23 protein-coding genes are annotated in these 20,733 nt (G+C 52.6%); 10 read left to right on the top strand and 13 right to left on the bottom strand.

The genetic code is table 11. The features are described 5' to 3' along the window. Nucleotides 1–117: 117 nt before the first annotated feature. From M0R30_RS10825 to M0R30_RS10810, 4 genes are all read right to left on the bottom strand, one after another. A complete protein-coding gene (locus M0R30_RS10825; protein WP_292546731.1) occupies nucleotides 118–324 on the bottom strand; it encodes a hypothetical protein in 207 nt (68 codons plus the stop codon). A 5-nt stretch (nucleotides 325–329) separates the two neighbouring features. Then, nucleotides 330–677, bottom strand: a complete 348-nt coding sequence (locus tag M0R30_RS10820; RefSeq protein ID WP_292546728.1) for a hypothetical protein — start codon at nucleotides 675–677, stop codon at nucleotides 330–332. Next, a complete protein-coding gene (locus tag M0R30_RS10815) occupies nucleotides 670–972 on the bottom strand; it encodes a winged helix-turn-helix domain-containing protein (protein ID WP_292546726.1) in 303 nt (100 codons plus the stop codon). Before M0R30_RS10815 ends, M0R30_RS10820 begins: the two co-directional genes overlap by 8 nt. A 373-nt stretch (nucleotides 973–1,345) precedes the next feature. Continuing rightward, a complete protein-coding gene (locus M0R30_RS10810; protein WP_292546724.1) occupies nucleotides 1,346–2,257 on the bottom strand; it encodes a class I SAM-dependent methyltransferase in 912 nt (303 codons plus the stop codon). Between the two features lie 1,257 nt (nucleotides 2,258–3,514). Between M0R30_RS10810 and M0R30_RS10805 the strand changes: the two genes are divergently transcribed. Both M0R30_RS10805 and M0R30_RS10800 read left to right on the top strand, forming a co-directional pair. Next, on the top strand, nucleotides 3,515–3,886 hold the full coding sequence (locus M0R30_RS10805) for a hypothetical protein (RefSeq protein WP_292546722.1): 372 nt from the start codon (nucleotides 3,515–3,517) through the stop codon (nucleotides 3,884–3,886). Nucleotides 3,887–4,154: 268 nt separating this feature from the next. After that, on the top strand, nucleotides 4,155–4,985 hold the full coding sequence (locus tag M0R30_RS10800) for a DUF3821 domain-containing protein (protein WP_292546720.1): 831 nt from the start codon (nucleotides 4,155–4,157) through the stop codon (nucleotides 4,983–4,985). 4 nt (nucleotides 4,986–4,989) lie between these two features. Here the strand turns inward: M0R30_RS10800 and M0R30_RS10795 are convergent, their stop codons facing one another. The 5 genes from M0R30_RS10795 to M0R30_RS10775 form a co-directional block, all read right to left on the bottom strand. After that, nucleotides 4,990–5,715 (bottom strand): hypothetical protein, encoded by a 726-nt coding sequence (locus tag M0R30_RS10795; protein WP_292546717.1) that lies wholly within the window; start codon nucleotides 5,713–5,715, stop codon nucleotides 4,990–4,992. A 118-nt stretch (nucleotides 5,716–5,833) separates the two neighbouring features. After that, complete coding sequence (locus M0R30_RS10790) at nucleotides 5,834–6,619, bottom strand: hypothetical protein (RefSeq protein WP_292546714.1); 786 nt, start codon at nucleotides 6,617–6,619, stop codon at nucleotides 5,834–5,836. Between the two features lie 256 nt (nucleotides 6,620–6,875). After that, nucleotides 6,876–7,583, bottom strand: a complete 708-nt coding sequence (locus tag M0R30_RS10785) for a hypothetical protein (protein ID WP_292546712.1) — start codon at nucleotides 7,581–7,583, stop codon at nucleotides 6,876–6,878. 336 nt (nucleotides 7,584–7,919) lie between these two features. Next, nucleotides 7,920–8,336, bottom strand: coding sequence for a hypothetical protein (locus M0R30_RS10780; protein ID WP_292546710.1), 417 nt, complete (start codon nucleotides 8,334–8,336; stop codon nucleotides 7,920–7,922). 421 nt (nucleotides 8,337–8,757) lie between these two features. After that, nucleotides 8,758–9,195, bottom strand: a complete 438-nt coding sequence (locus M0R30_RS10775) for a hypothetical protein (RefSeq protein ID WP_292546708.1) — start codon at nucleotides 9,193–9,195, stop codon at nucleotides 8,758–8,760. A 290-nt stretch (nucleotides 9,196–9,485) separates the two neighbouring features. On the opposite strand from M0R30_RS10775, the gene M0R30_RS10770 reads away from it, so the two are divergent. Together M0R30_RS10770 and M0R30_RS10765 are read left to right on the top strand one after the other, a co-directional pair. Beyond that, entirely contained in the window at nucleotides 9,486–9,701 is a 216-nt protein-coding gene (locus tag M0R30_RS10770; RefSeq protein WP_292546707.1) for a type II toxin-antitoxin system HicB family antitoxin, read from the top strand. Between the two features lie 110 nt (nucleotides 9,702–9,811). Next, nucleotides 9,812–10,033, top strand: a complete 222-nt coding sequence (locus M0R30_RS10765; RefSeq protein ID WP_292546705.1) for a type II toxin-antitoxin system HicA family toxin — start codon at nucleotides 9,812–9,814, stop codon at nucleotides 10,031–10,033. Nucleotides 10,034–10,199: 166 nt separating this feature from the next. Here M0R30_RS10765 and M0R30_RS10760 read toward each other — a convergent pair whose 3' ends face one another. Next, nucleotides 10,200–10,595: a helix-turn-helix domain-containing protein gene (locus M0R30_RS10760; RefSeq protein WP_292546703.1), complete on the bottom strand. Its 396-nt coding sequence runs from the start codon at nucleotides 10,593–10,595 to the stop codon at nucleotides 10,200–10,202. A 97-nt stretch (nucleotides 10,596–10,692) separates the two neighbouring features. On the opposite strand from M0R30_RS10760, the gene M0R30_RS10755 reads away from it, so the two are divergent. The 3 genes from M0R30_RS10755 to M0R30_RS10745 all read left to right on the top strand — a co-directional run bounded on the left by M0R30_RS10755 (nucleotide 10,693) and on the right by M0R30_RS10745 (nucleotide 12,374). Continuing rightward, on the top strand, nucleotides 10,693–11,679 hold the full coding sequence (locus M0R30_RS10755; RefSeq protein WP_292546701.1) for a cation diffusion facilitator family transporter: 987 nt from the start codon (nucleotides 10,693–10,695) through the stop codon (nucleotides 11,677–11,679). A gap of 207 nt (nucleotides 11,680–11,886) precedes the next feature. Beyond that, on the top strand, nucleotides 11,887–12,087 hold the full coding sequence (locus M0R30_RS10750) for a hypothetical protein (protein WP_292546699.1): 201 nt from the start codon (nucleotides 11,887–11,889) through the stop codon (nucleotides 12,085–12,087). Further along, on the top strand, nucleotides 12,084–12,374 hold the full coding sequence (locus tag M0R30_RS10745; RefSeq protein WP_292546697.1) for a type II toxin-antitoxin system RelE/ParE family toxin: 291 nt from the start codon (nucleotides 12,084–12,086) through the stop codon (nucleotides 12,372–12,374). Before M0R30_RS10750 ends, M0R30_RS10745 begins: the two co-directional genes overlap by 4 nt. A gap of 249 nt (nucleotides 12,375–12,623) precedes the next feature. On the opposite strand, the gene M0R30_RS10740 is transcribed toward M0R30_RS10745, so the two are convergent. Beyond that, nucleotides 12,624–13,958: an agmatine/peptidylarginine deiminase gene (locus M0R30_RS10740; protein WP_292546695.1), complete on the bottom strand. Its 1,335-nt coding sequence runs from the start codon at nucleotides 13,956–13,958 to the stop codon at nucleotides 12,624–12,626. Between the two features lie 414 nt (nucleotides 13,959–14,372). Between M0R30_RS10740 and M0R30_RS10735 the strand changes: the two genes are divergently transcribed. Further along, nucleotides 14,373–15,224, top strand: coding sequence for a type II CAAX endopeptidase family protein (locus tag M0R30_RS10735; protein WP_292546693.1), 852 nt, complete (start codon nucleotides 14,373–14,375; stop codon nucleotides 15,222–15,224). Between the two features lie 32 nt (nucleotides 15,225–15,256). On the opposite strand, the gene M0R30_RS10730 is transcribed toward M0R30_RS10735, so the two are convergent. Both M0R30_RS10730 and M0R30_RS10725 read right to left on the bottom strand, forming a co-directional pair. After that, the gene (locus M0R30_RS10730; protein ID WP_292546691.1) at nucleotides 15,257–16,819 is read right to left on the bottom strand and encodes a serine hydrolase; all 1,563 of its coding nucleotides are present in this window, start codon (nucleotides 16,817–16,819) and stop codon (nucleotides 15,257–15,259) included. A 338-nt stretch (nucleotides 16,820–17,157) separates the two neighbouring features. Then, complete coding sequence (locus M0R30_RS10725; protein WP_292546689.1) at nucleotides 17,158–18,363, bottom strand: C45 family peptidase; 1,206 nt, start codon at nucleotides 18,361–18,363, stop codon at nucleotides 17,158–17,160. Nucleotides 18,364–18,978: 615 nt separating this feature from the next. Between M0R30_RS10725 and M0R30_RS10720 the strand changes: the two genes are divergently transcribed. Together M0R30_RS10720 and M0R30_RS10715 are read left to right on the top strand one after the other, a co-directional pair. After that, nucleotides 18,979–19,797, top strand: a complete 819-nt coding sequence (locus M0R30_RS10720) for an EFR1 family ferrodoxin (protein ID WP_292546687.1) — start codon at nucleotides 18,979–18,981, stop codon at nucleotides 19,795–19,797. Nucleotides 19,798–19,821: 24 nt separating this feature from the next. Then, nucleotides 19,822–20,553: a TetR/AcrR family transcriptional regulator gene (locus tag M0R30_RS10715; RefSeq protein WP_292546685.1), complete on the top strand. Its 732-nt coding sequence runs from the start codon at nucleotides 19,822–19,824 to the stop codon at nucleotides 20,551–20,553. Nucleotides 20,554–20,733: the final 180 nt, after the last annotated feature.

The following is a 20,733-nucleotide window of genomic DNA, read 5'->3' as shown; positions in this document are numbered from 1 at the left end:
TTGACGACGGGGCCGGTACTAAACCGGTCCCGGGTCCGCCACGCAAAAGAGAGCCCGACACCCATAAGGGTCTCACCTTTCGAGGACGCATTATCTCTTGTTTTTTAGTCAGTCCCCTTAATCCGACACCTTTTCCAGGATCCGCTCGATATTATCAATTTTTTTATGCATTATATCAACAGTCTGTCTGAGCAATGCAATCTCGGTTTTAATATCAGCCATCTCAGTTTTCCTGTCTGATACCGATCCGATCTGTTTCTCTATCCATTCCTTAATCTCCTGCGTATCTCCTGGATTAATAATTCCAGTAAGTTTTGTATCCATTCATCTCACTCCGCTACCTTCTCAAGGATGCGCTCGATATTGTCCAGTTTCTTCTGCATGGCATCAACGGACTGCCGGAGCTGGAGTATCTCCGTCCGGATCTTTTCCTGTTCCGTCGAGTTTCCGGTACTCTGTACTTCCTGGATTCTCACCCATCTTCCCAGATAATAGATAACCAGTGCAAGGAAGACGCAACCGGCTACCATGATAGCAATCAAAGGAGTGAATATATACATAACGTTGATTTTAAGGACATTCAACACGAACAGGGCGAGAACCAGAACAAGGATTACAATGACAATCCTTGTCAGCCAATGAAATTCTTTGAAGGTTTTGAAATCCACATTAATCATCTCCAAGTTCCCGGATGAGGTCCAGGTTCAATGCAAGCTCAAAGGGCACCGCCTTGTAATACCGTTTCAGGTATGGCGGCTCTTCGGCAACGCGATTGGTACCAATGACGAGCCCGGCCTTTTCGAACTGCTTTAAGTATATGTTCACAAGAGGTCGTGAGATCCCAACCTCTTCTGAGATCTCCCGCGCAAACTTCTCGTCGCGGGCGATCGTCCTGAGAATGTTGAGCCTCTGCTCGTTCCCGAGAAAACCAAGGAGTTTTGCCAGTTCCGGGACTGATGACGGGCTCAGCATGCTTATGTGTTTAATTATTTTTACACATGATATTTGTTTTGTTTCGGGTCTCAGAAAACTGCTGATAGGATTTTCTCTGGCTCTTTTGGGCACGAATTAAAAAAACATTTACATCCCAACAACCTGCGATCAGATCGCGAACACCCGGCAAGGATCGCAGCCATCCCAACCCCCTGCATACTTGCCCATTCTCATCGCTCTCGATTTCGGCAGTTGACGACGGCCTCGGTACTAACCGGCCTCAGGTTCGCCCGACCACCACAAGCCCAGCCCTGCCGCACCGCACGCAGCCTCTCCGGCCCTTCCGTTTCACGCCGTCATCATCGTTCTGTGCGCCCCCGCTTTTAAATGGAAGGGTCACCCGTCTCTGCTGTCAGGGGACTTCGGCAATGGCAAACGTGATGAGATCGGTTGTCGCCCGACCGGCATTACTGCCGTGGAAATACAGGGCCCGGTACTCAGCTTCGCAGATGTTCCTGGTATTACAAAATCCCCGTCCCTCAAGGAATGGGGAGATCTCGTTATCCGGCACGCCAAACCGCACGGGTTCGCCCGCCCTGGCGGAAAACTCCCGGAGATTCCGTGCAATCTCCCGCTGGTCCATGCCATTCACGAGCGACAGCGGGTAATAATCGAAGAGGATGATGCTGCCCGTCCCGGAATTTTCAGCAATGAAGGACAGGATACCATCGACCACCGCGGGGGGAAGGTACATGACCAGCCCCTCAAGGATATAGAGCGTTTTTTCTGTACGATCGTATCCTGCTTTTGCAAGACCGTCTGTGAGACTGTCGCGCCCGAGATCGGCCGGCACGTATGCGACATGAGCCGGAAGCGAACCGAAGATCTCCCGGATCTTCTCTTTCTTGGGCTGCTGGGTAAGGGGGTGATCGACTTCGAAAACTTGGATATTGCCCTCAAGGCCCGGAGTCCGGTACGCCCGGGTATCGTAGCCGGCCCCGAGGATGACCAGCTGCCGGATGCCCGTGGCTGCTGCGTTCGCAACGAAATCATCAAAGAACCGTACCCGGGCAAGGATTGAACCCGCAAGGCCCGGAAACGTACGTGCGACTTCCGCTGCCTTTGCCCGGGCCGCTTCGGGGTTCTCGTGTATAGCCCGTAAGAATGCCGGATTGATAAACCGGACTGCGTAGGGATCGTAACAGATCCGCTCCCCCTCCGGGCGCATGGACTCGGTTGCCCGGCGCATGGCGATCAGTTCTGCAGTCCTGCTGGGATCACTCTCCTTTTCCCGTGTCCCGAATTCCTGCACGATCTCTTCCATGTGTGATACCTTCTCCCGGGGAGTTATCCGCCCCGGTCATATCAGGATAGATACGGGGCATGACACGTTAAGAGTTTTCACACCAGTCCATCATTCCACGCGGCCGCGAATCCGCATCGGGTTGCTCTGGCGTTTGAAAAAAAATCCCGGCAGAACCGATTCGTGCAAAAAAAATTCCGGGCCGGTTACGTTCGCGCCGGAATTTTTTCCGGCAAGAACCGGTACGTGCAACAATATTTTTGCCGGGCCCGGTCCACAACAATTTTTTTTGTCCGGGCCTTGTTTGCAAACTCCCGCCCCCCTCAATCGCACATCTGGCACTGCCCTCAGGATACCAGCGACTGACGATGGATACCTCCCTCCCCGGTGACCTTGCCAGACGACACCTCCGCCGGTGACCCCCCTCACAGAAAGCGGGGAAGCACCCATGGGAATTCTGGTACAACGGAGCCTGCTGCGAGCCCGGTTGTACCTCTTTTCCCAAAAGCACCAAAATCAGAGGTCATAATTCGCAAAAACGCGGAACCGGGCCTGGAAAATTGAGAGGTTTATCGACGGGAATAATTGAGGTCACATATAGCCGTATTCCAGCACACGAAGACCGGACCGGCCAGGGTACCGTGGGCCGGATCAGCCGGCGGGGGATGTCCCGGGACCCGTTCCAGCGGAAGGTCACACCGGTTAATCACATATAGTTACCATTTTTGCGCAGTGCCAATCTCAGTGCATCGGGCCCCGTTACCGCTCAATCGCGAGCAAAACTCCCAGATTTTGTGTTTCCGGATTTATTCATACAAGCGCTTATATACCCCGAGCTAATTTGATTCTGTCCAAGGCGTTCTGCAGAACCCCGTGGACGTGAAGAATGCCGATGGTCATCCGAATCTCGAAAGTCATCAGACTTGAGAGAGGAGAAGAACAGAGTTCTTCGACCTGAGGCATGAGAAGACAGCATGTCTTCGAATGTGTCAATATTCTTCGCTGTCCTCCAGTGGACGAGAAGAATGTGTCAGCATTCTTCGCTGTCAAAGGGGCCCCGGCGACATCAGCGAGGTTCAAAGAATCCGAAAGATTCGTCAGAACCTTGAGGAAGAGAAGATTTCTGTAGGAGATCTTCGAACCTCGGTGAGAAGAAGGGAGGCATCAGCCGACCTTCAACCTCACAACAGAAAGGAGGTAACAACAGATGAGAAAATCCAAAACCCTGCCGGTACAAAATCCGGCAACCAACTTAAAAACCACCGGGAGGTGCTTCCGGTGAGCCGCGGACCGCGTCCGCACCGGGCGCTCGCTGCGGCGATGCCCATCGCTCAACTGCGCGGCGTCTTCCAGATGTCGGGTCTCGGCCCTGAACGGATCTATGACATATCCATCATCTCGAAGATCCCGGTCACGTTCGCACGGGTGATGTTTGCACCGCAGATCCTCGTGGCGATCGAACAGATTGCCGGGGATTTCAAAGACGAGATCGACAAGCTCCGGATCATCGCCCGGGACGCTGCCATATCGGCCGAACTCTGGCTCCGGTCGAAACACGGGACATGGCGGTTCTTCCTGATCACCGGCACCGGACTGATCGAGATCGACCGGGACGGGAAGCCGCTCGCGGCCGGTGGGATGCCTGCATGATTGCCGGGAAAAATTTCCCGGAACTTTTTTTTCCCGCACCGTATTTTGCGGCCGTATTTTTCCGGTAAATTTTCTAAAAAGCGATCCCCTCTCCACACGGGGAATCCCGATGTTCCGGAACCTGACGACGGGTCCGGTACTACACCGGCCCCTGAGTCCGCCCGATCACCACAAGCCCGGCCCCGCCGCATGCGGGCAGGAATGGAGAACGGGGCGCCGTAAAGATGCGGGCACAAAATATAACGTTCCCAAAGCCTGATACTCCATCATGAGACGGATGATTTTCATCAGCATCCTCTTCGTTTCTCTCATCCTCGCAACAGGGTGCATTTCTCAGGATGCCGGTCCGTTGCTGGCAACCAGCTCTCCACCCGGCGCCTCCTCCGGATCATTCGTCCCTCCGGGCGGGTCCTCGATAGCAATCGCATTCAAAACCGACGAGATATCAACAACCTCGCCCGAGGCAAAGGAACAGTTCATCAAAGGGCTGACGTACTCGACGCAGTACGCCCGGTACAATGAGTCGCTGGCTTTTTTTGACGCAGCCCTCGCGATCGACCGGAATTTTTCACACGCATGGATAGCAAAGGGAGTTGCCCTTCACAATATGAAGCGTTATGATGAAGCGATCAAAAACTATGACAAAGCTCTTGAGATTAATCCGGATGATGCGGGTGCCTGGTCCGTGAAGTGTATAACGCTCAGGGACTCAGGAAAAACGGCGGAAGCGGCGGAGTGCAACCAGAGAGCCGGCGAGTATGATGCCGGATACCGGAATAACCCGGGACCCACAATCACGCCGGTCCGGACAGAATCCTGCGATGGTTACTTTCCTCTGGTACAACCTGGCGGGAATGTGTGGATTGGTGAAAAATGTCTCAATGTGAGTGCCGGAGTGTCTTCCGGTCAGGTAATTTCATGGTACAAAAACGGCCACCCGGGGAATGCCACGCCGGATGCAAGGCGGATCGTTGGCGATGCAGGGAATTTCTTTGCAGATCCCAGGGAATTTCTTGGATACGAAGGGACCTGGTACATTGGAACTACGGATAAGATCGCGTTCGTGGTCAGGGTTCCAATCCTTGACACCCAAAAATAGAGATCTAAATCTGTCCAAGGGGCCTTACCACACCCCTGAAGGTATAATAACCATTATTTTCAGCCATCAATAGTTTCAGAGACGGGGTCGCAGATGAGGGTGTGTTGTTGGTGACCACACCGTAATACATGAGGTAGTAATCTTCCCGGTCAAGGGAGATCGGCCGTTGTATCACAAAAAAATATCCCGCGGTCTCATTGTCCGAATATGCCGTTCCCTGCACGGTCTGCGGTATCATTAACCGGGATTCACGCGGGTTCTCCAGGTTCCTTTTTTTTATGACCTGCTGCTCGGCACTAAAATCAAGTTCTCCCTTGTTGATTATCCCATGATCCTGCAAGTACTTCACCAGTTGTCCTTCCTTCAGGACAAAATCGTTCTCCCGTTTAAAGTACCAGACCGCAATCACCATGCTCTCTCCGGATCCGGTATTCCCGAAGATCCCATACCGGCTCGATGGAGAGAGTTCCGGGAAATGTGGATAATTTCCTTCCCGGATGGAATCAACACAGAGACCCGGGGGAGTTTTGGACCCGTTCTGGATGAGTGGACATCTCTCAAAGGACGGCCCCTGATCTGAAAGCATCAGGTAGGACATATCGGCGTCCGGTGGGATGCCCGGCCCAATCATAACTGATCGCACGGCGATAATTGCGATTACCCCTATGAGAAGAACGAGGAGGATTGCCCTTATTGTTATTACCCGGTTTTCTTTTTCAGGGTTTTTCATGGTGATCGTATCCCCCGGTTTTTTCAGCCGGATTCACTCTGAACCGTTGGCAGATGGCAATTGCAGCACAAAATCCCAAAAGACCGCAGATTGCCTGATGCTTTTTTTGAACATTTTCCTACCAGTATTTTTTCCAGTCCACAAAAGACACATTTCCAGGCTGACCGCGGGCAGGATCTACCGTAACAGATACCAGCCCGTTCTCCGGCGACATTGCCGACCCTGCTGTCATAGACAGATGAACAATACCTGAGTATGGGTATGCCCACCTTGCCGTTATCGGACCGTGGGGACCATTCAGGTAGGTTTGGAATTTTTTTGAGGTCGATGCAATCCTGATGGCAGTCTCTTTTTGCCCGGAGGTTAAAGCGGGGGCGTTTGTATAATCCAGAAACTCCCGGGCTGGCGGATACGGGCTGGAGGGGTTCACCTCTATGGTAACGTTTCTACCGGAATTGAACGGTCCCGTAAAAGTTTTGAACGGGAGGGTGAGGTCCGGGCTTCCGGCAATCGAAACGGAATTCTGCAATGGCCAGCCGGTCACTCCATACCCGATGACCGGGCCGGGCTGTCCCGGACGAGTTGCGTTCACATTGTACACGATCATAACCGTGAGCGGGGATTCGCACCGGGTGAACGGGAAGAGGCAGGGCCGGGGTACCATGCAGTTGTTCCCGCACCAGGTTACGTTCGGGTAGAGCCGGGCTGTCGACTCATTCATGGTCACGATCGGTTCAGGCGGGGGTATGTTGCTGTACCGTGACATGTCCTTCTGGCCGGCGAGGGTTTCGGCATGGGTCAGCAAATAGATCGTGTCCATTGTCTGGTTTTCGGCTCCTGCACCCGGTACCAGGACAATCACTGCCAGAATAAGTGCGATGAAAGAAATCAAATGAAATTTCATGTTTTTTACTCCCGATCAGTAACTGCACCCGGTAATATCGGTTGATATCCATGTACCTGTACCAGGAGAAAAACGATGCCCCGGGCTAACGACAAGCACGACGACCCCGGAAATGATAATTTCGCAGCTCGCGGCAACCACGATCTTTTTCCACAGTCTCCGGTTGGAAAGATTCACGAATTTTTCCTCCTAGATAATATGAAACGACGCGAGAATCCCGAGCGCCTCGAGCGCCGCATCCGGGTCGGCCTCCAACTTACCCCGGTATCCAGATAAACTTAGCCCACTCGGAATATTGTCCATATTCGGACATTACTACAGGATTATAACCATAGGTCAGCTTGAAATTTTGTATTGGATCTGACATATATCCGTGAGTAACTGTATCTCCCGCTTTGGAGAACTCCAATAATAGAGATGTCCTGCTTTCATAGGGTTTGTTATGGATCGGATTGTAAACAATTGTCGTTACGGTTGAGGGGAAAAACGATGCTGCAATCTGGGGAGAGGGTAAGAATTTGTTTCCAATAGCATTCTCCTTTTCGAGACAGAATGAAATCGTATATTCCTTACCCGCTGGTGGAGAATTAGGTCGCACAAGTATCATTGTGCCATTCTCTGCGTCCACATAACTGAGATTGAGATATGACGATTTTCCATAACTATTTCGATTGAATGTATCGCCTCCGCATGAATAAGCACTTGATAAAGCGTATGTTAAATCCTGATCTGAAAAAACAAGCGCTCCACTTTCATTCACTACAGTTGGAATAAGAATTCCTTTATCACTCGGGAATGGATTATCCAGTGAGCCACTCGTTGTAACACGATATACAATCTTATCTGGCCCGGTTACACTCCCTTTTCCATAAGAACCGGTGCTTGTGATTAGAAGGCAGATACTAATGTAAACTATTAAAAGTCCTAAAAATATTAATAATAGTTTTCGCCATCTAAAACTCATCGGCACACCTTAATAATATTTTTCAGAGATTCTTAATAATAATTGGTAAATTTAATGTCATATAATGCCATCGCAATGAAATCTTACATGCAATAAAAATGCAAATGGAGACTAATAAACAGAGTAAATAATTTCACCTTTTTACCGTATGAAAAAAAAATTCAATCCATCCCGTACGATCGACATCGTAAATTACTTGGAAAAGCTGAGGAATTTTCCTCTGCATCTTGCAATCACCCCCCATTCCTGTAATAATCCCCACAACCTCCCGTGCCGTCGCCTTTGTCCACAACCTGTGCCAGGGCCCCGCCATCGCGACGAAAAAGGAGTCCAAACCTATGGACATTTTAGCTTTATGTCCTGATCTATTACCATTTCTCCATCGGTAAATGTGGAAGCAACGATAACCCGGTGTTCTTTCATCTCACTTCCGGCAACCAGTGTTATCATTTCCTGTGAGCCGATGGTCAGGTTCAAGGAGTGTGGTTGCATGGCGTCTACCCAGACACTAATGCCGGTGAGACTTGCTGCATTGGGTCCGCCACGGTAATTTACGACAATGGCATTTCCCGAACAAGCAGCCGTGGTAAGCGAGGGATTTTCAGGTGTGATGGCATGGGGGGATTTGTAGCCGTTGTTGAACTCCGGGATGACTCCCGCTACGAGGATGATGAGAAACAATACAATCACGACAAATACTCCGGCCGTAACAGTCCGGAGATTTCTCTTTATTGCATCTTTCCAATCAGTCACACTGACAGTTGAAATTCAACTGCTAAAAATATTCGTGAATGATACACCAGTCCGCACCGGCACTACTCAGTGCATTCAGTACCAGAAATTGACGACGGATCCGGCACTGATCCGGTCCCGGGTCCACCCAACCCTCACAAGCCCGGCCCCGCCCAACACGTATGCGGCCGGGTTTACTCGGAAAGATCCCCGGTGACCTTGCAAGACCCTCCGCCGGTGTCCCCCTCACAGAAAGCGGGGAAGCACCCATGGGAATTCTGGTACAACGGAGCCTGCTGCGAGCCCGGTTGTACCTCTTTTCCCAAAAGCACCAAAATCAGAGGTCATAATTCGCAAAAATACGGAACCGGGCCTGGAAAATTGAGAGGTTTATCGACGGGAATAATTGAGGTCATATTTAGCAACGTTACTATGGCATAAGTCAGGGCCGGATGGTGGAGTCTTGGTTTACTACGTCCGGAGAAGATACCGGTGGAGTTACTTGCACGGCCTTCTCTTCATCTGAAGAAGATGTTGGCTGCACGCCTTTCACAACACTCTTAATTATCGAAGAATCCTGAGTATCAAGCGTGAAAGTAAGGAACGAGCCGTCTTTTCTGGATTGTTCCATTAACCCGATATAGGACTTGTAGTCCGGAATATTTTTTGCAAGTGTATAGATGCGTGCAGAGGGAGTGAGCCAGACCGTAGTATATTCAGCATGTGCATGTTCGTCCACCATGACAACCTGCATCGTTACCTGGTTTGCCTGATTTACTACATCCGGAGGAGAAACCGGAGTCGCCGGAACGGTATTCTGTATCCCAGAAAATGCACCGGTACATCCGGCACTCAGCAGTACAACAAAGAGTATCCCCATGCAAGGGAGAATTCCGGATCGTATACCGGATTGTGATTGATTTTTATCGGACATTATCTCCTACCTGAACCATCATGGGATGTTCAATGAAAAAACATTTCCCGCACAACTCTTAACGGCTTCTGATATTCCTGTGCAGCTTGCCAGGAATGACGACGGCCCCCACCCATCCGGTCCCGGGCCCGCCCAACCGCCACAAGCCCGGCTCGCTCGCGGCCGTCACGGAAGGAGCACCGGACCGTTGATCCCAGCGGAAAAATTGTATACTCTTTCGTGAATAATGTGTACCTATGAAATATACGGTGGTGCTCGAACCCCAGGAAGAAGGCGGTTTCACGGTCCAGTGCGTGGAGATCCCCGGCGCGATCAGCCAGGGTGAGACCCGGGAAGAAGCCCTCGCCAATATCAAGGAAGCAATAGAGTTGGTTCTCGAAGTCCAGCGGGAAGAACTTCACCGGAAATCCCCGACACACCACTGCGAAATCTCCCAAGTCGAAGTCTGCTGATGCAGACTTCTCATCCTCGGATCCTGATGAATCACTCGGAGGTCGAAGTCTGCTGATGCAGACTTCTCATCCTCGGATCCTGATGAATTACTCGGAGGTCGAAGTGGCGGATGTCGCATAAACTCCCGGTCATTGCCGGGGAAGATCTGGTCAAGTACCTGTCGAAGCAGGGATTTGAAGCTAAGCGGCAGACATCAAGCCACGTTGTCGTACAGAAAGAATGGCGCGTCTTTTCGGTTCCTCTTCACCGCGAACTGAAAAAAGGAACATTGATGGGGATCCTCAAGCAGGCCGGAATCGAGGTCGAGGATTTCAAACAGGGATTCCGGTAAGAAGGAACTTTGAAGATCGCTGTCAGATTTTTTTAAAAGTGATCTCGTAGTATCTGCCATTTTTAGTGCCCCCGGTTCCGGAGATTGACGGCGGGTCCGGTACTAATCCGGCCCCGCCGCACCGCACGCGGCCGAACGGATTGGCCGGGAATAGTACATCCGCCACTCACCGGTTTTTTTTCAGGTTGCCAGGAATGTTCCTCGCCCGTATCGGGCAGCCCGGCATATCCTGTCCGCCGCGTTCCGAGACCCAGACCAGCATCGGGACCAGGTGCCCCCGCAGTTCCCGGCCATCCGGGGTGAGTGAATATTTCACGGTCGGGGGCGATGTCGCGAGGACATTCTTGCTTACCAGCCCGATACGCTCGAGGTTTTTCAGCGTGTCCGAGAGCGGCTTGGGGCTGATACAGCCAAGATCTTTTTTCAGTTCGTTGAACCCCTTCTCCCCTTCGTTGCCAAGGATCGCGATAATCAGGAGCGCCCACTTCTTCGCTATTACGTCGAGAATCCCCGACAACGGGCAGAAACATATTCCATCGGCAATGGCTGAAGGTTTCTTCATGGATACTACCTATCGGTTCCGTTACTTTTCTTCTTATTAACTATTAAACGGATACTATCTATCAGGAAATAACCGCACATAACCGGAGAGTCAGCGTATGGGTCATTCATATCCAGAACAATGCACTGGTGGCGACAGCGAAGAGGGCGCAGGGCATTCACATAATACCCTTCATTCAGATGACACCAGCCCGCACAGTACCGGCCGGGACTACCGGAGAGCGATGAAGATCGCGCTCATCATCACGTTCATTTTCTTTCTCGTGGAGGTAGCCGGAGGACTGCTCTCAGGATCGCTTGCCCTCATCAGCGATGCGGGGCACATGTTCAGCGATCTCCTCTCGCTGCTTCTCTCCCTCGGGGCGATGACCCTCGCCCTCCAGCTCCCCACCAAGGAGCGGACCTATGGATACCACCGGGGAGAGATCTTCGCAGCGTTCATCAACTCCCTGCTGCTGATCGGTGTAAGTGCCGGTATCCTGTGGGAAGCATACCAGCGCCTGCTCAACCCGGCCCCGGTGCAGGGTGGGCTGATGTTTACGGTTGCCTGTGTCGGCCTTGTCGCAAATATCGCTGTCATGTTCCTCCTCCACGGGAGCCATAACCTGAACGTGCGGAGCGCTTTTTTACATGTGGCAGGAGACCTGGTCTCCTCGCTGGCGGTGATTGGTGCAGCGGTATGGATCTCGTTCACCGGGCAGGTGATTGCCGATCCCATTCTTTCGGGCGTCATCGCGGTCCTGATCGTGATCTCAGCCGCAAGAATATTCCGGGAAACCATCGTGATCCTTCTCCAGTTCACGCCCCAATCGGTTGATTTCGATGCGGTCGTTGCGGACATGGCATCGGTGAAGGGAGTGGATGGTGTGCACCATGTCCATCTCTGGAGCCTCTGTTCGGATATCAATGTCCTCGATGCCCATGTGTATTCCTGTGAAAAGGACGTGGAAAAAATTGATCTGATAAAACGGGAGATCAAGCAACGACTGAAGAAGTACCGGATTCTTCATTCAACGCTGGAGTTCGAATGCAATGAGTGCAAAGAATGCGCTCTCGTGGAGTATATCGGGAACCATCCCGGTTGATTGTTACAGCGGGGAATAAAAGCGGGCGAAAACTCTGGTATTCGAAAATTCACCCGTCCGACGGGGGTCGGGACCGGCGCTCATCAGTGCCCTCGGTTCCGGCAATTGACGACGGCCCCTCCCCTACCGGTCCCGGGTCCGCCCCGCCCCACCGCACGCAGAAAGTCGGCCAAAAATATTCATACTTACAAGGCTTACAATCTGATCATGTCTGCGGTAAAACGGATACCCGTCACCGAACCGGTGTGGAAGGACCTTGCGGAGATGCGAGCGGCCGGCCAGACCTATACAGATCTTCTTTCAGAGATGATCGAGGACCGGAAGAAGCGCCGGTTGGAAGAAGATGTTAAAATATGGAGTGGGCGTAAGAAAAAGGGGTACGTTTCACTTTCGGAGATTAAGGATTGACATTCTCCCTTGTGCTCTGGCACGAGTTATCTGATGAGATCAATCGCCTGCCGGAGAAGACGCGGAGAATCATAAAGACTGCCCTGAAAAAACTTGAAAAAGATCCGTTCCCGGGAAGCCCGGGAGATAAAGAAAAACTGGTTTTATGGGGCGGGGTCATCATCTACCGGCTTCACATCTCCCACAGTTACATCGTATTTTACGAAATCGATACTGAGGAAAAACTGGTGATCGTCCAGGAGATCCTGCCCATTGAGCAGGCTCATAAAAAATACGGGTATTATTAATTTCAGTTCTTTCCGGTTTTTCCGGCATTCCTTTTTATTAAGAGTATTCTGGGTGATGAAGTCGGCCGGTTCTCTTCAACACCCTCGGTTCCGGCCATTGACGATGGGTCTGGTATTAACCCGGTCCCGGGTCCGCCACTCAATAGAGTACCCGGCCCCGCCCCAACGCACGCGGCCATGTGTTCGCATCAGGTCCCTCTGGCTTTAAAAAATTCCCGTATTGATTTGTTCATGAAAAATGACCGGGAATCAGAGTATTTCGGCCTTTGGCTCCTGTTGTGTCAGACAGTGGATGCCGCCTCCCCCGAAGTTTACCGGTATGGTATTTACCATGACAACCTTCCTGTCCGGGAACAGGCCCCTGAGGATCTCTTCGGCTTTCTGGTCCTTCGCCTTCAGGGAATCGGGCATTCCGGTGCCCTCCACGTAGTACTTCTGGCCAAGGACAAGATTGTTGGTAATCAGGAAATTGCAGTAGCTCGTTGCCGGCACAACCGTTACCGGGTCGCCGAAGGGAAACGATGTCCCGTCCATTGAGTGGTAGAACGATGAAAGGCTGAAATATGCCTCGTCAGCAGGAGTTGCGGTAAAGTAGATCATATCCGGAACCGGGATCCTCACGATTTTAAACGGCCTGCCGTCCTGATCAACCGCGTTTTTGAGGATCCTGTAATTCTCCTCCAGCCGTATCCGGTTTTCCGCCGCAACCGGATCTCCGGCTGCTTCTTTCTCCGTCACTTCTGCAAGAAGGATCGTGTCGGGAGATACAAACCGGCAGTACTCGTCCACGTGGTTATCTGCCGAGCCGGCACGGTATGCAACCCCCACTCCTCCGGGCCCGGGAATGGCGCCGGCATTAAACGGGTCGTCTTCAACCGTGCCTTGTTTCAGCCAGATTATGTTTGTCACACCAAAAAGCCGTTTGAATTCGTTCTCAATCTCTTCCCTTGCAACATTCGGATTTCTCTGGAATTCACAGGCTTCAGTTACAATAAGCGTGCCTTTCCCGTTGAATTCACGGTCCCCGCCCTCGCTGGTGATCCGTGTCATCTCACTCTCAATGCCGAGATATTTGGCTGCGTCCCGGTCAATCCTTTCCATCATCAGTGCCTGGGTATCCGATGCCGCAAAATAGCCCCAGAAGTTGAAGTTGAAATCGTTGATCCGTTTTTTGCCGGTGTTACTGGTTACAAAAACCGGGCCGAAGTCCCGCCAGTAGGGTATGGTGAATTTCTGGACATAAAAGGAAATATTCGTCATCGGGACATTGTTCGTTGCCAGGATCTCTTCCACATATTCTTTCTGCGCATCATCCGGTACACAGATTATCGTGTGAACGTTGGGCTCGAGTTCCCGGACCAGCTGCAGGAAAACATCGTCGGTATAATATCCTCGCAGGTACTCTTTGGAGAGCCATCCGATCCATACCGCATCATGTTCTTCAAATTCGCCCGGAAAACGCCATTTTTCTTCCGTTATTCCATCATCTCCCGTGATGCTTTCTCCTGAAACCGGAATCATTGCCATGGCAGGGAGGCAGACCATAACGATAATTGCCAGAGATACTATCATTGTCCTGTTCATAAAAATCCTCATTACCGGTGAATTACCCAAATTGGATTTACCCTGCGTTTGGATTAACTCCTTAAACATTTTCTGATTTATTGAGTATAACCGTGGATTGGCACCGGGGGAACTATTCCTTTCACCAATCTGAGATATATGCAGCACCAGATCCCCCTCCTGCGGTCTTCCTTTCGCGGACCCCTTGTGCCCATAAAAGCCCGCATGCCACACCGCCCCCTCACAAAGAAAGCAACCGGGCCGTGCCAGAGGATTCCCGGACCCGGGTCTTCAATGACGGGCTTTGCGATGAGATTTTTTCCGGATCAATGACGCACCGTAAGGAATTGTACCCGGCAGCGTCCGGAGGAATATCCTGTCGGCAGGAAAAATTATTTCGACAGGCTAATCTCCTCCTGTTCACAAGTCAGAACCATGGCAGAACCGGCATCCAAACCCCTGCTGACCAACCCGAAACACGTTATTGCAGCATATCTCGTCCTCGTGTTCGCACTCTCGTCTATTTTCTGGTACATCATCGTGGTGAGACCCCCGTTTGCGGTGGACACCGGGCTCCTCCGGTATTCCAGTTCCCTCCTGATGTGGTGCCCCGCGGTCGCGGCCATCGCCACCCGCTTGTATTTCCAGCGGAACCTTGACGGGTTCGGGTTTAAAATCGGCGAGCTCAAGTGGTGGCTCCTCGCAATCGTCATCCCGGTCGCGGTCGGGCTCGTAATGTTCGGCACCGCGTGGGTCACGGGCACTGCACCGTTCCTGTCGGACAAGGCCGCGGCCATGCTCGCGCTCCCGCAGGGCGTCATCACGGCGCTCTGCCTCAGTATTGTCCTGGCAACGGGCGAGGAGATCGGGTGGCGGGGGCTGCTCGTCCCCGAACTCGGCAGGTTCACCACGTTCACCTGGATTGCAATCATCTCCGCGTTCATCTGGTTCTGCTGGCACCTGCCGCTCATGCTCGCCGGCGTGTACGGCGACGGGTCGGCCTACTCGATCGTCATGTTCTTCATCTCCATGATCGGCGGCTCGACGCTCTTTGCCTGGATCCGGCTCCGGTCCGGCAGCATCTTTACTGCCGCCCTCCTCCACGGCTTCTGGAACTATTCCATCGAGAAGTTCTACCCTGCACTCACGGCAACGACCGAGGCCGGGAGCGCGATGCTCGGCGAGTTCGGCTGGTTCGCACTCCTCATCAGCATCGTTATCGGGCTCCTCTTCTGGCACCTGCGGTATATGCTTCCAACAATGCCAAAACCGGAAGGGGGGCTGTAGGGCCGGTCCGGCGTATCAGGGAAAAACGGGGATTACGAGGTGACCCGGACAAATGCCCCGCTGCGCCCGGGTGTCTCGTACCGCCCGAACCAGACACGGGTTGCGGTTGCATTGGTGCCGGTATCGAACCTTACCAGAGCCATGCCGGATTCCTCGATGAAGGTGTCGCCGTCAAACGGCTCGAGGCCGAACGGCGTCGTGCTTCGGCCCGGGTAGACGAGGAGTTTTCCAGAATCAGCCTCGACCCTGACCGTGCCGTAATAGTCCTGGGTGTACGAGCCGGTGTAGTTGTCAATGTCGCGGGCGGGCCGCGGGTCTGCCGGTTCCGTTACCGGTTCCGGTGTCTGGCTATCGATCCATTTCTGCAGGTTCTGCTGCGTATCATCGTACCAGTCTTTCTGTATCCTGCCGTTGTAGTACAGGTCATTCCAGCCGTTGCTGAGACTTCCCGTCAGGAAATTCCCCTCCGGAAAACCGTTCGTTAAGACAACGAGCGCCATCCTCTCTTCGGGCCAGACCGTAATTATCGTGGCCACGCCGGCCGAAAACATGCCGTCCTTCTCGACACGACTCTGCCCATTCCCGAGGAAGGTGTTCCAGCCAAGCGCGGAACCGGTCATTTTCGTGTCGGAATATGTCCTGATGTACTGGGGGGTGTGGGTCTCGCGGAGGGCGCTGGCATTGATCACCTGCTTCCCGTTAATCGATCCCCCGTTCGCCTGCATGCGGGCATAGCGGATCATGTCGTTGAGCGTGGAGCTCACCCCTCCGGCGGGGCTGTTGATGTCATCGTTATAGGACGATGCGGCAACGGGCGTCCCGTCCTGCAACTGGTACGAGTCCGCACGGTCGGACGAACCGGCAAAGTCTGTGAACCGTGCACTCGTGTTGTACATGCCGGCGGGAATGAAGATCCGCTCAGCGACAAGTTCCTCGTAGGGCATGCCCGCCTTCATTGCCGCGGCATCCCCCGCGACCGTGATGCCGACATTGGAGTACGCGTATGATGAGCGGAAGCTACCCGTAAGACCAAGGTACCGGAGCCGGCCCATGATCTCCGGCTTGGAGTACCCGAAGGCGTTCTGGAGATCGTCACCGCCGTATTCCGGCAGGCCCGAGCGGTGAGAGAGGAGGTCGCGGTAGGTTGCGTGTTCCGTGACGTAAGGATCGGAGAGCATAAAGCCGGGGTTTGCCGATACGATCGTGTCGTCCCACGAGAGTTCGCCGTTCCCTGCCATTGACGCGATCATGGTCGAGGTCACGGACTTGGATATGGACGCGAGCTGGAACCGGGTGTCCGGGCCGACGGGTTCTTTCGTGGTGATGTTCCTTATACCAAAGCACCGGGAGTAGACGACCTTATCGTCCCTGATGATGGCGACCGCCGTCCCCGGGACGCCACTCTTATTGAAGGTCTTTTCTGCATAGGCATCGAACTGCAAAACAAGCGTGCTGATATCCGCTGCTCCGGTTCCTGCAGGGGCGCTGACTGTTGCCGGTGCCTGCAGTGGGACGGACTCCTGCCCGGTGCACCCGGCAGCAAGCACGGTCACACATGCGAGGAGAATGACAAAGAGACCGAATTGTGCTGACATGCTGGAAACATCCAGTTTTATATTTTTTAGCATAGATAAACTGAGTGATTTATCTGCAGGAATGGCTCCCGCCGGAAAAGCCTGGATCTCCCGGTGGTGCCCGATCCCGAAAATGTGGTAGTCCCGCCTTTCGGGTGGGTGCAGATACCGAAGATCGCCTGCGAGTCCTGCCCGGAGAACCCGATGATATTGTCATTTGTGTATTCGAAGATCACAGTCACAAAAGAGTAAATCCTTCACCCGTTTTTTAGTAAACAATCGTGCGGGTTCACCGCTTTTGTGTCACAACCGTAAAAAAATGATGCCCGGCGGGTCTCCGATAAGACCAGCCACTCTTGTTAATTGCCAAACAGGGGAGCTAGTTCCACCTTCTGCCACGGCCCGTCCATGACATTCATCCAGAGCGTCCGGGTCCCGGGCACGTAGACGACCTGGTGGTTGCTCGAATACGGGTTTCCCCCCAAATCCCTGTGACAGAACTTGGAGCCGCCGTTTTCCATACACACGTCGCGGATCGCCATCATCTTCTCTGCATCAATCGATCCCTTTGCAACGTCCGCCTGGCGAAGGAGGTTGTTGTAGCGGGAGAGCGTGTGTTCGGGCGGGGTCGCGAAGTTCCATGACGGGTCGATGAAATGGTTGGCCGCTGCAACCACCCCGTCCCCGGTCCTCAGCAATGTCCTGTTGGTAGACTTCTCGTACACGTATGCCACGTCCGGTCCGGCGACATCCACGATCCATGCATAATCCGGGGCGGTACCGCGGATGCCGGCATCAAGCGCGTTCAGGTCAGAGTAATCGAACATGAACCGGAAGTATTCCGTGATGAATTCCGGCCGGGTCTCCGGCGCAGCATCGATGATGCCTGCGTTGTCATCGGCAAGGAACAGCCCCTTACTGTTCATGAAGGTCTCGGGCCGCGCTCCTGCGGGGCTCCAGGTTGCAACAGCGTTGCTGCCGTCCGTGGGGCGGTACACCGTAAGGACATACCATTTTGTTAACGGCTGCACCAGGTCGGCAAGGTCCCAGTTGCGTGAGACAACCATGGAATCGTCGGTCGTGTAGTTCCCCCATGTGGCAAGGTACGAGCAGGACACCGGGGTGACGGGTGCGGCCGAGATCAGGAAGATCGGCCCGTACCAGAGGACCGCGATATCATCCTGTGTCAGCCCCGAGGTCTCCGACATACCGATAAAGATCTCCTTAACCCGCTGCGGGTAATACGCGGTAACTCCCCGACCGTCTTTCCGTATTTCTTCCCTGGTATACCCCCGGCTGACGAGGGTGTCCATGAGGAAGGTATACTCCTCGTTGAGTTCGGTCTTCATCAGGCCGCCGTACTGCCGGCCCATCTCGCGGTAGGAGCCTGAGAGGACAATGACCGGGTAGTTGCCGGCCTGGTACCGCTGCCCACTCTCGAACGTGGCAACGAGCGGGAGGTCTGTTGCGGACGTGCCGGCAAGGAACGGTACCTGTGGCAGGGAGAATGCGGCAGCAGGAACGATCAGGATACCGAGCAGGAGAATGAGGAGGAAGGTTTTCATAGTGGTTTCTGTTCTTCTCCCGGTAAATAAATGTCGGTGATTTGCATCCCGCAACGCAGGGTCGCATAATCCCGAAGTCAGAATGATATATTTCTACGACGGATGAATATGACTCTCCGACATGAGCATGATTGGAAAACAGGGGTTCTTTTCATTTTCCACCATCCAATAGCGATCTTATCGAGATCGGCCGCTGTAACTCTTCTATTTACTGCTTTTTCCGGGGCCGGTTTATTGGGATTCCCGCCAAACAGAGCACAAAATAAGCGTTTCGTAAAACAACCATGTCGTTTTTTCGCGATACTATGTCGGTCCGGAGGGTCCGTCAGCCATACCTCCCGGAGTTCTACGACGGAGAATGGTCATACGCGGAAGGTGTGTCCGGTACGACTACGGGCCACGGGAGATGTAGCTGACCGGGAACTCTCCTGCATGATTGCCCACAACTAATACTGCGGGTTACAAACTAACCGATAGTTATAATTTAACCAAGAGTGATAACTATGGTGCAAGTTCGATGGATACCAAGATCATTCATGAGACCAGCAAAGGGGAATTGAATCAGGGTCATTATCCGGAGAGGGCCAACAGTATCAAGGAAGGAATCTTATGAAAATGGAATCAGTAAAACTCGTATATTTCTCACCAACGGGAACCACAAAAACGGTTGTCCGGGAAATTGCACGCGGAATACATCCCGGCAACGTGGAATTACTGGATATCACCAGACCCGATACGAGAATTCAACCACTACGGACATCAGAAAAAGAATTACTCATTATTGGTGTTCCGGTGTATATGGGAAGAGTGCCGGCACATGCAACCGAATGGCTGCATACGATGCAGGCACATAATACACCCGCTGTCTGCGTTGTCGTGTATGGCAATCGCGCGTATGACGATGCCCTGCTCGAACTGAATGATATTCTGATCGGGCGTGGATGTAAACCGATCGCCGGTGCAGCGTTTATCGGGGAACACTCCTTTTCCACTGCCGAAACACCGACTGCTGTGGGTCGTCCGGATACTAGCGACCTGAAACACGCAGAATTGTTCGGGCAAAAAATACAGGAAAAACTCAACGCCATTCCCTCCGTGGACCGGATCACTCCGGTAAATTTACCCGGCTGCCATCCTTACCGGGGAGACCCAATTCATCCTTACCGGAAAGGCACAGTGTTCTGGAATGTCGATTTTATTGCCGTGAGCGATGAGTGTGTCCAGTGCGGGACTTGTGCAAAAGGGTGCCCTGTCGGTGCAATCGATCCGGAAAACAGCAGGGTGATCGACACGGAAAACTGCATCACGTGCTGTGCCTGCATCAAACACTGCCCCAAGCACGCGAGAACGATAAAACCCGGCCTGGTCAGGGAGGCTTCGTTGCGCTTATACACATTGTATAACGAGCGAAAGGAGCCGGAATATTATTTATAATGAGTAAATTCATGGTGTGGTAAAATGGGAATCTCCGACAGAAGACAACGGGAAAAGGAACAGCGGAAGACCGAGATCACCGATGCAGCTGAGCGTCTCTTTTTTTCCCGGAGGTACGAGGATGTCTCCATGGACGAAATCGCCAATGAGGTCGAACTGAACAAGGCTACCATCTACCTGTATTTTGAAAACAAGGAGGCACTTTTCGCTATGATTGTTCTCCGTGGCATCCGGATCCTTCAGGAAAAGTACCGGGAATGCATGGAAAAGCAGGTTCCCGGCATTGTCAAGGTTGCCCTGATGGGACAGGCCTATTACCAGTTTTCGCAGGAACAACCGGATTACCTGCGACTGATCCATTTTTATGGATCTGAACGTTTTTCCAGGGAGAACCCATATACCGCAGAGATCGGAAAAGGGTATGGCGCGTGCCGGATGGTCCTGCAGGATGCAGTTAAGGAGGGTATCAATGACGGTACGATCAGGGACGATCTCGACCCCTTCCTAATCTCGATGTACCTGATGATCTCCTTCATGGGTATCCTGTCCATGGAAGATAAGTGGAAACGGGTGATCGAGGCGGAAGGGTTCAGCTACGAGCAGTACTCCCGGGAATTCTTCCGGTTCATTGCTCCTGCGGTTTCTTCCGGTGAGAAATCTCACAAAATGAATGTCGAGGATTTCGCATCATTTGGGTTCTTTTTAACAGACCCTGTGGTGCCTGAGAAGAAAAAGAGAGAAAAATCTAAAATTTAAAAAAATTTATGTTGATTATTATCGATGGATCTTGTGTATCCTTTTGGTTATCCTGCTCTGTAGAAAACCTTCACGAAGAAAAATTGTAAGAACCTGTGAAGGTTACAGACAATCATTTTCAAGGAGATTTCTTTCAGTTGTATAAGAAATCGTCGAGCTTTGAGATCACTCCCGAACTTT

This window comes from Methanoregula sp. (assembly GCF_023227875.1).
In the GTDB taxonomy this organism is placed as follows: domain Archaea; phylum Halobacteriota; class Methanomicrobia; order Methanomicrobiales; family Methanospirillaceae; genus Methanoregula.
Note: the sequence above shows the minus strand (reverse complement) of the source record. Positions and strands in the feature narration are given on the sequence as shown.

Bases quoted from the DNA above. Each gene is read 5' to 3' on its own strand.
- M0R30_RS10825 (WP_292546731.1), bottom strand. From the start codon at position 324: ATGGATACAAAACTTACTGGAATTATTAATCCAGGAGATACGCAGGAG.
- M0R30_RS10820 (WP_292546728.1), bottom strand. From the start codon at position 677: ATGATTAATGTGGATTTCAAAACCTTCAAAGAATTTCATTGGCTGACA.
- M0R30_RS10815 (WP_292546726.1), bottom strand. From the start codon at position 972: ATGCTGAGCCCGTCATCAGTCCCGGAACTGGCAAAACTCCTTGGTTTT.
- M0R30_RS10810 (WP_292546724.1), bottom strand. From the start codon at position 2,257: ATGGAAGAGATCGTGCAGGAATTCGGGACACGGGAAAAGGAGAGTGAT.
- M0R30_RS10800 (WP_292546720.1), top strand. From the start codon at position 4,155: ATGAGACGGATGATTTTCATCAGCATCCTCTTCGTTTCTCTCATCCTC.
- M0R30_RS10795 (WP_292546717.1), bottom strand. From the start codon at position 5,715: ATGAAAAACCCTGAAAAAGAAAACCGGGTAATAACAATAAGGGCAATC.
- M0R30_RS10790 (WP_292546714.1), bottom strand. From the start codon at position 6,619: ATGAAATTTCATTTGATTTCTTTCATCGCACTTATTCTGGCAGTGATT.
- M0R30_RS10785 (WP_292546712.1), bottom strand. From the start codon at position 7,583: ATGAGTTTTAGATGGCGAAAACTATTATTAATATTTTTAGGACTTTTA.
- M0R30_RS10775 (WP_292546708.1), bottom strand. From the start codon at position 9,195: ATGGGGATACTCTTTGTTGTACTGCTGAGTGCCGGATGTACCGGTGCA.
- M0R30_RS10770 (WP_292546707.1), top strand. From the start codon at position 9,486: ATGAAATATACGGTGGTGCTCGAACCCCAGGAAGAAGGCGGTTTCACG.
- M0R30_RS10765 (WP_292546705.1), top strand. From the start codon at position 9,812: ATGTCGCATAAACTCCCGGTCATTGCCGGGGAAGATCTGGTCAAGTAC.
- M0R30_RS10760 (WP_292546703.1), bottom strand. From the start codon at position 10,595: ATGAAGAAACCTTCAGCCATTGCCGATGGAATATGTTTCTGCCCGTTG.
- M0R30_RS10755 (WP_292546701.1), top strand. From the start codon at position 10,693: ATGGGTCATTCATATCCAGAACAATGCACTGGTGGCGACAGCGAAGAG.
- M0R30_RS10750 (WP_292546699.1), top strand. From the start codon at position 11,887: ATGTCTGCGGTAAAACGGATACCCGTCACCGAACCGGTGTGGAAGGAC.
- M0R30_RS10740 (WP_292546695.1), bottom strand. From the start codon at position 13,958: ATGAACAGGACAATGATAGTATCTCTGGCAATTATCGTTATGGTCTGC.
- M0R30_RS10735 (WP_292546693.1), top strand. From the start codon at position 14,373: ATGGCAGAACCGGCATCCAAACCCCTGCTGACCAACCCGAAACACGTT.
- M0R30_RS10730 (WP_292546691.1), bottom strand. From the start codon at position 16,819: ATGTCAGCACAATTCGGTCTCTTTGTCATTCTCCTCGCATGTGTGACC.
- M0R30_RS10725 (WP_292546689.1), bottom strand. From the start codon at position 18,363: ATGAAAACCTTCCTCCTCATTCTCCTGCTCGGTATCCTGATCGTTCCT.
- M0R30_RS10720 (WP_292546687.1), top strand. From the start codon at position 18,979: ATGGAATCAGTAAAACTCGTATATTTCTCACCAACGGGAACCACAAAA.
- M0R30_RS10715 (WP_292546685.1), top strand. From the start codon at position 19,822: ATGGGAATCTCCGACAGAAGACAACGGGAAAAGGAACAGCGGAAGACC.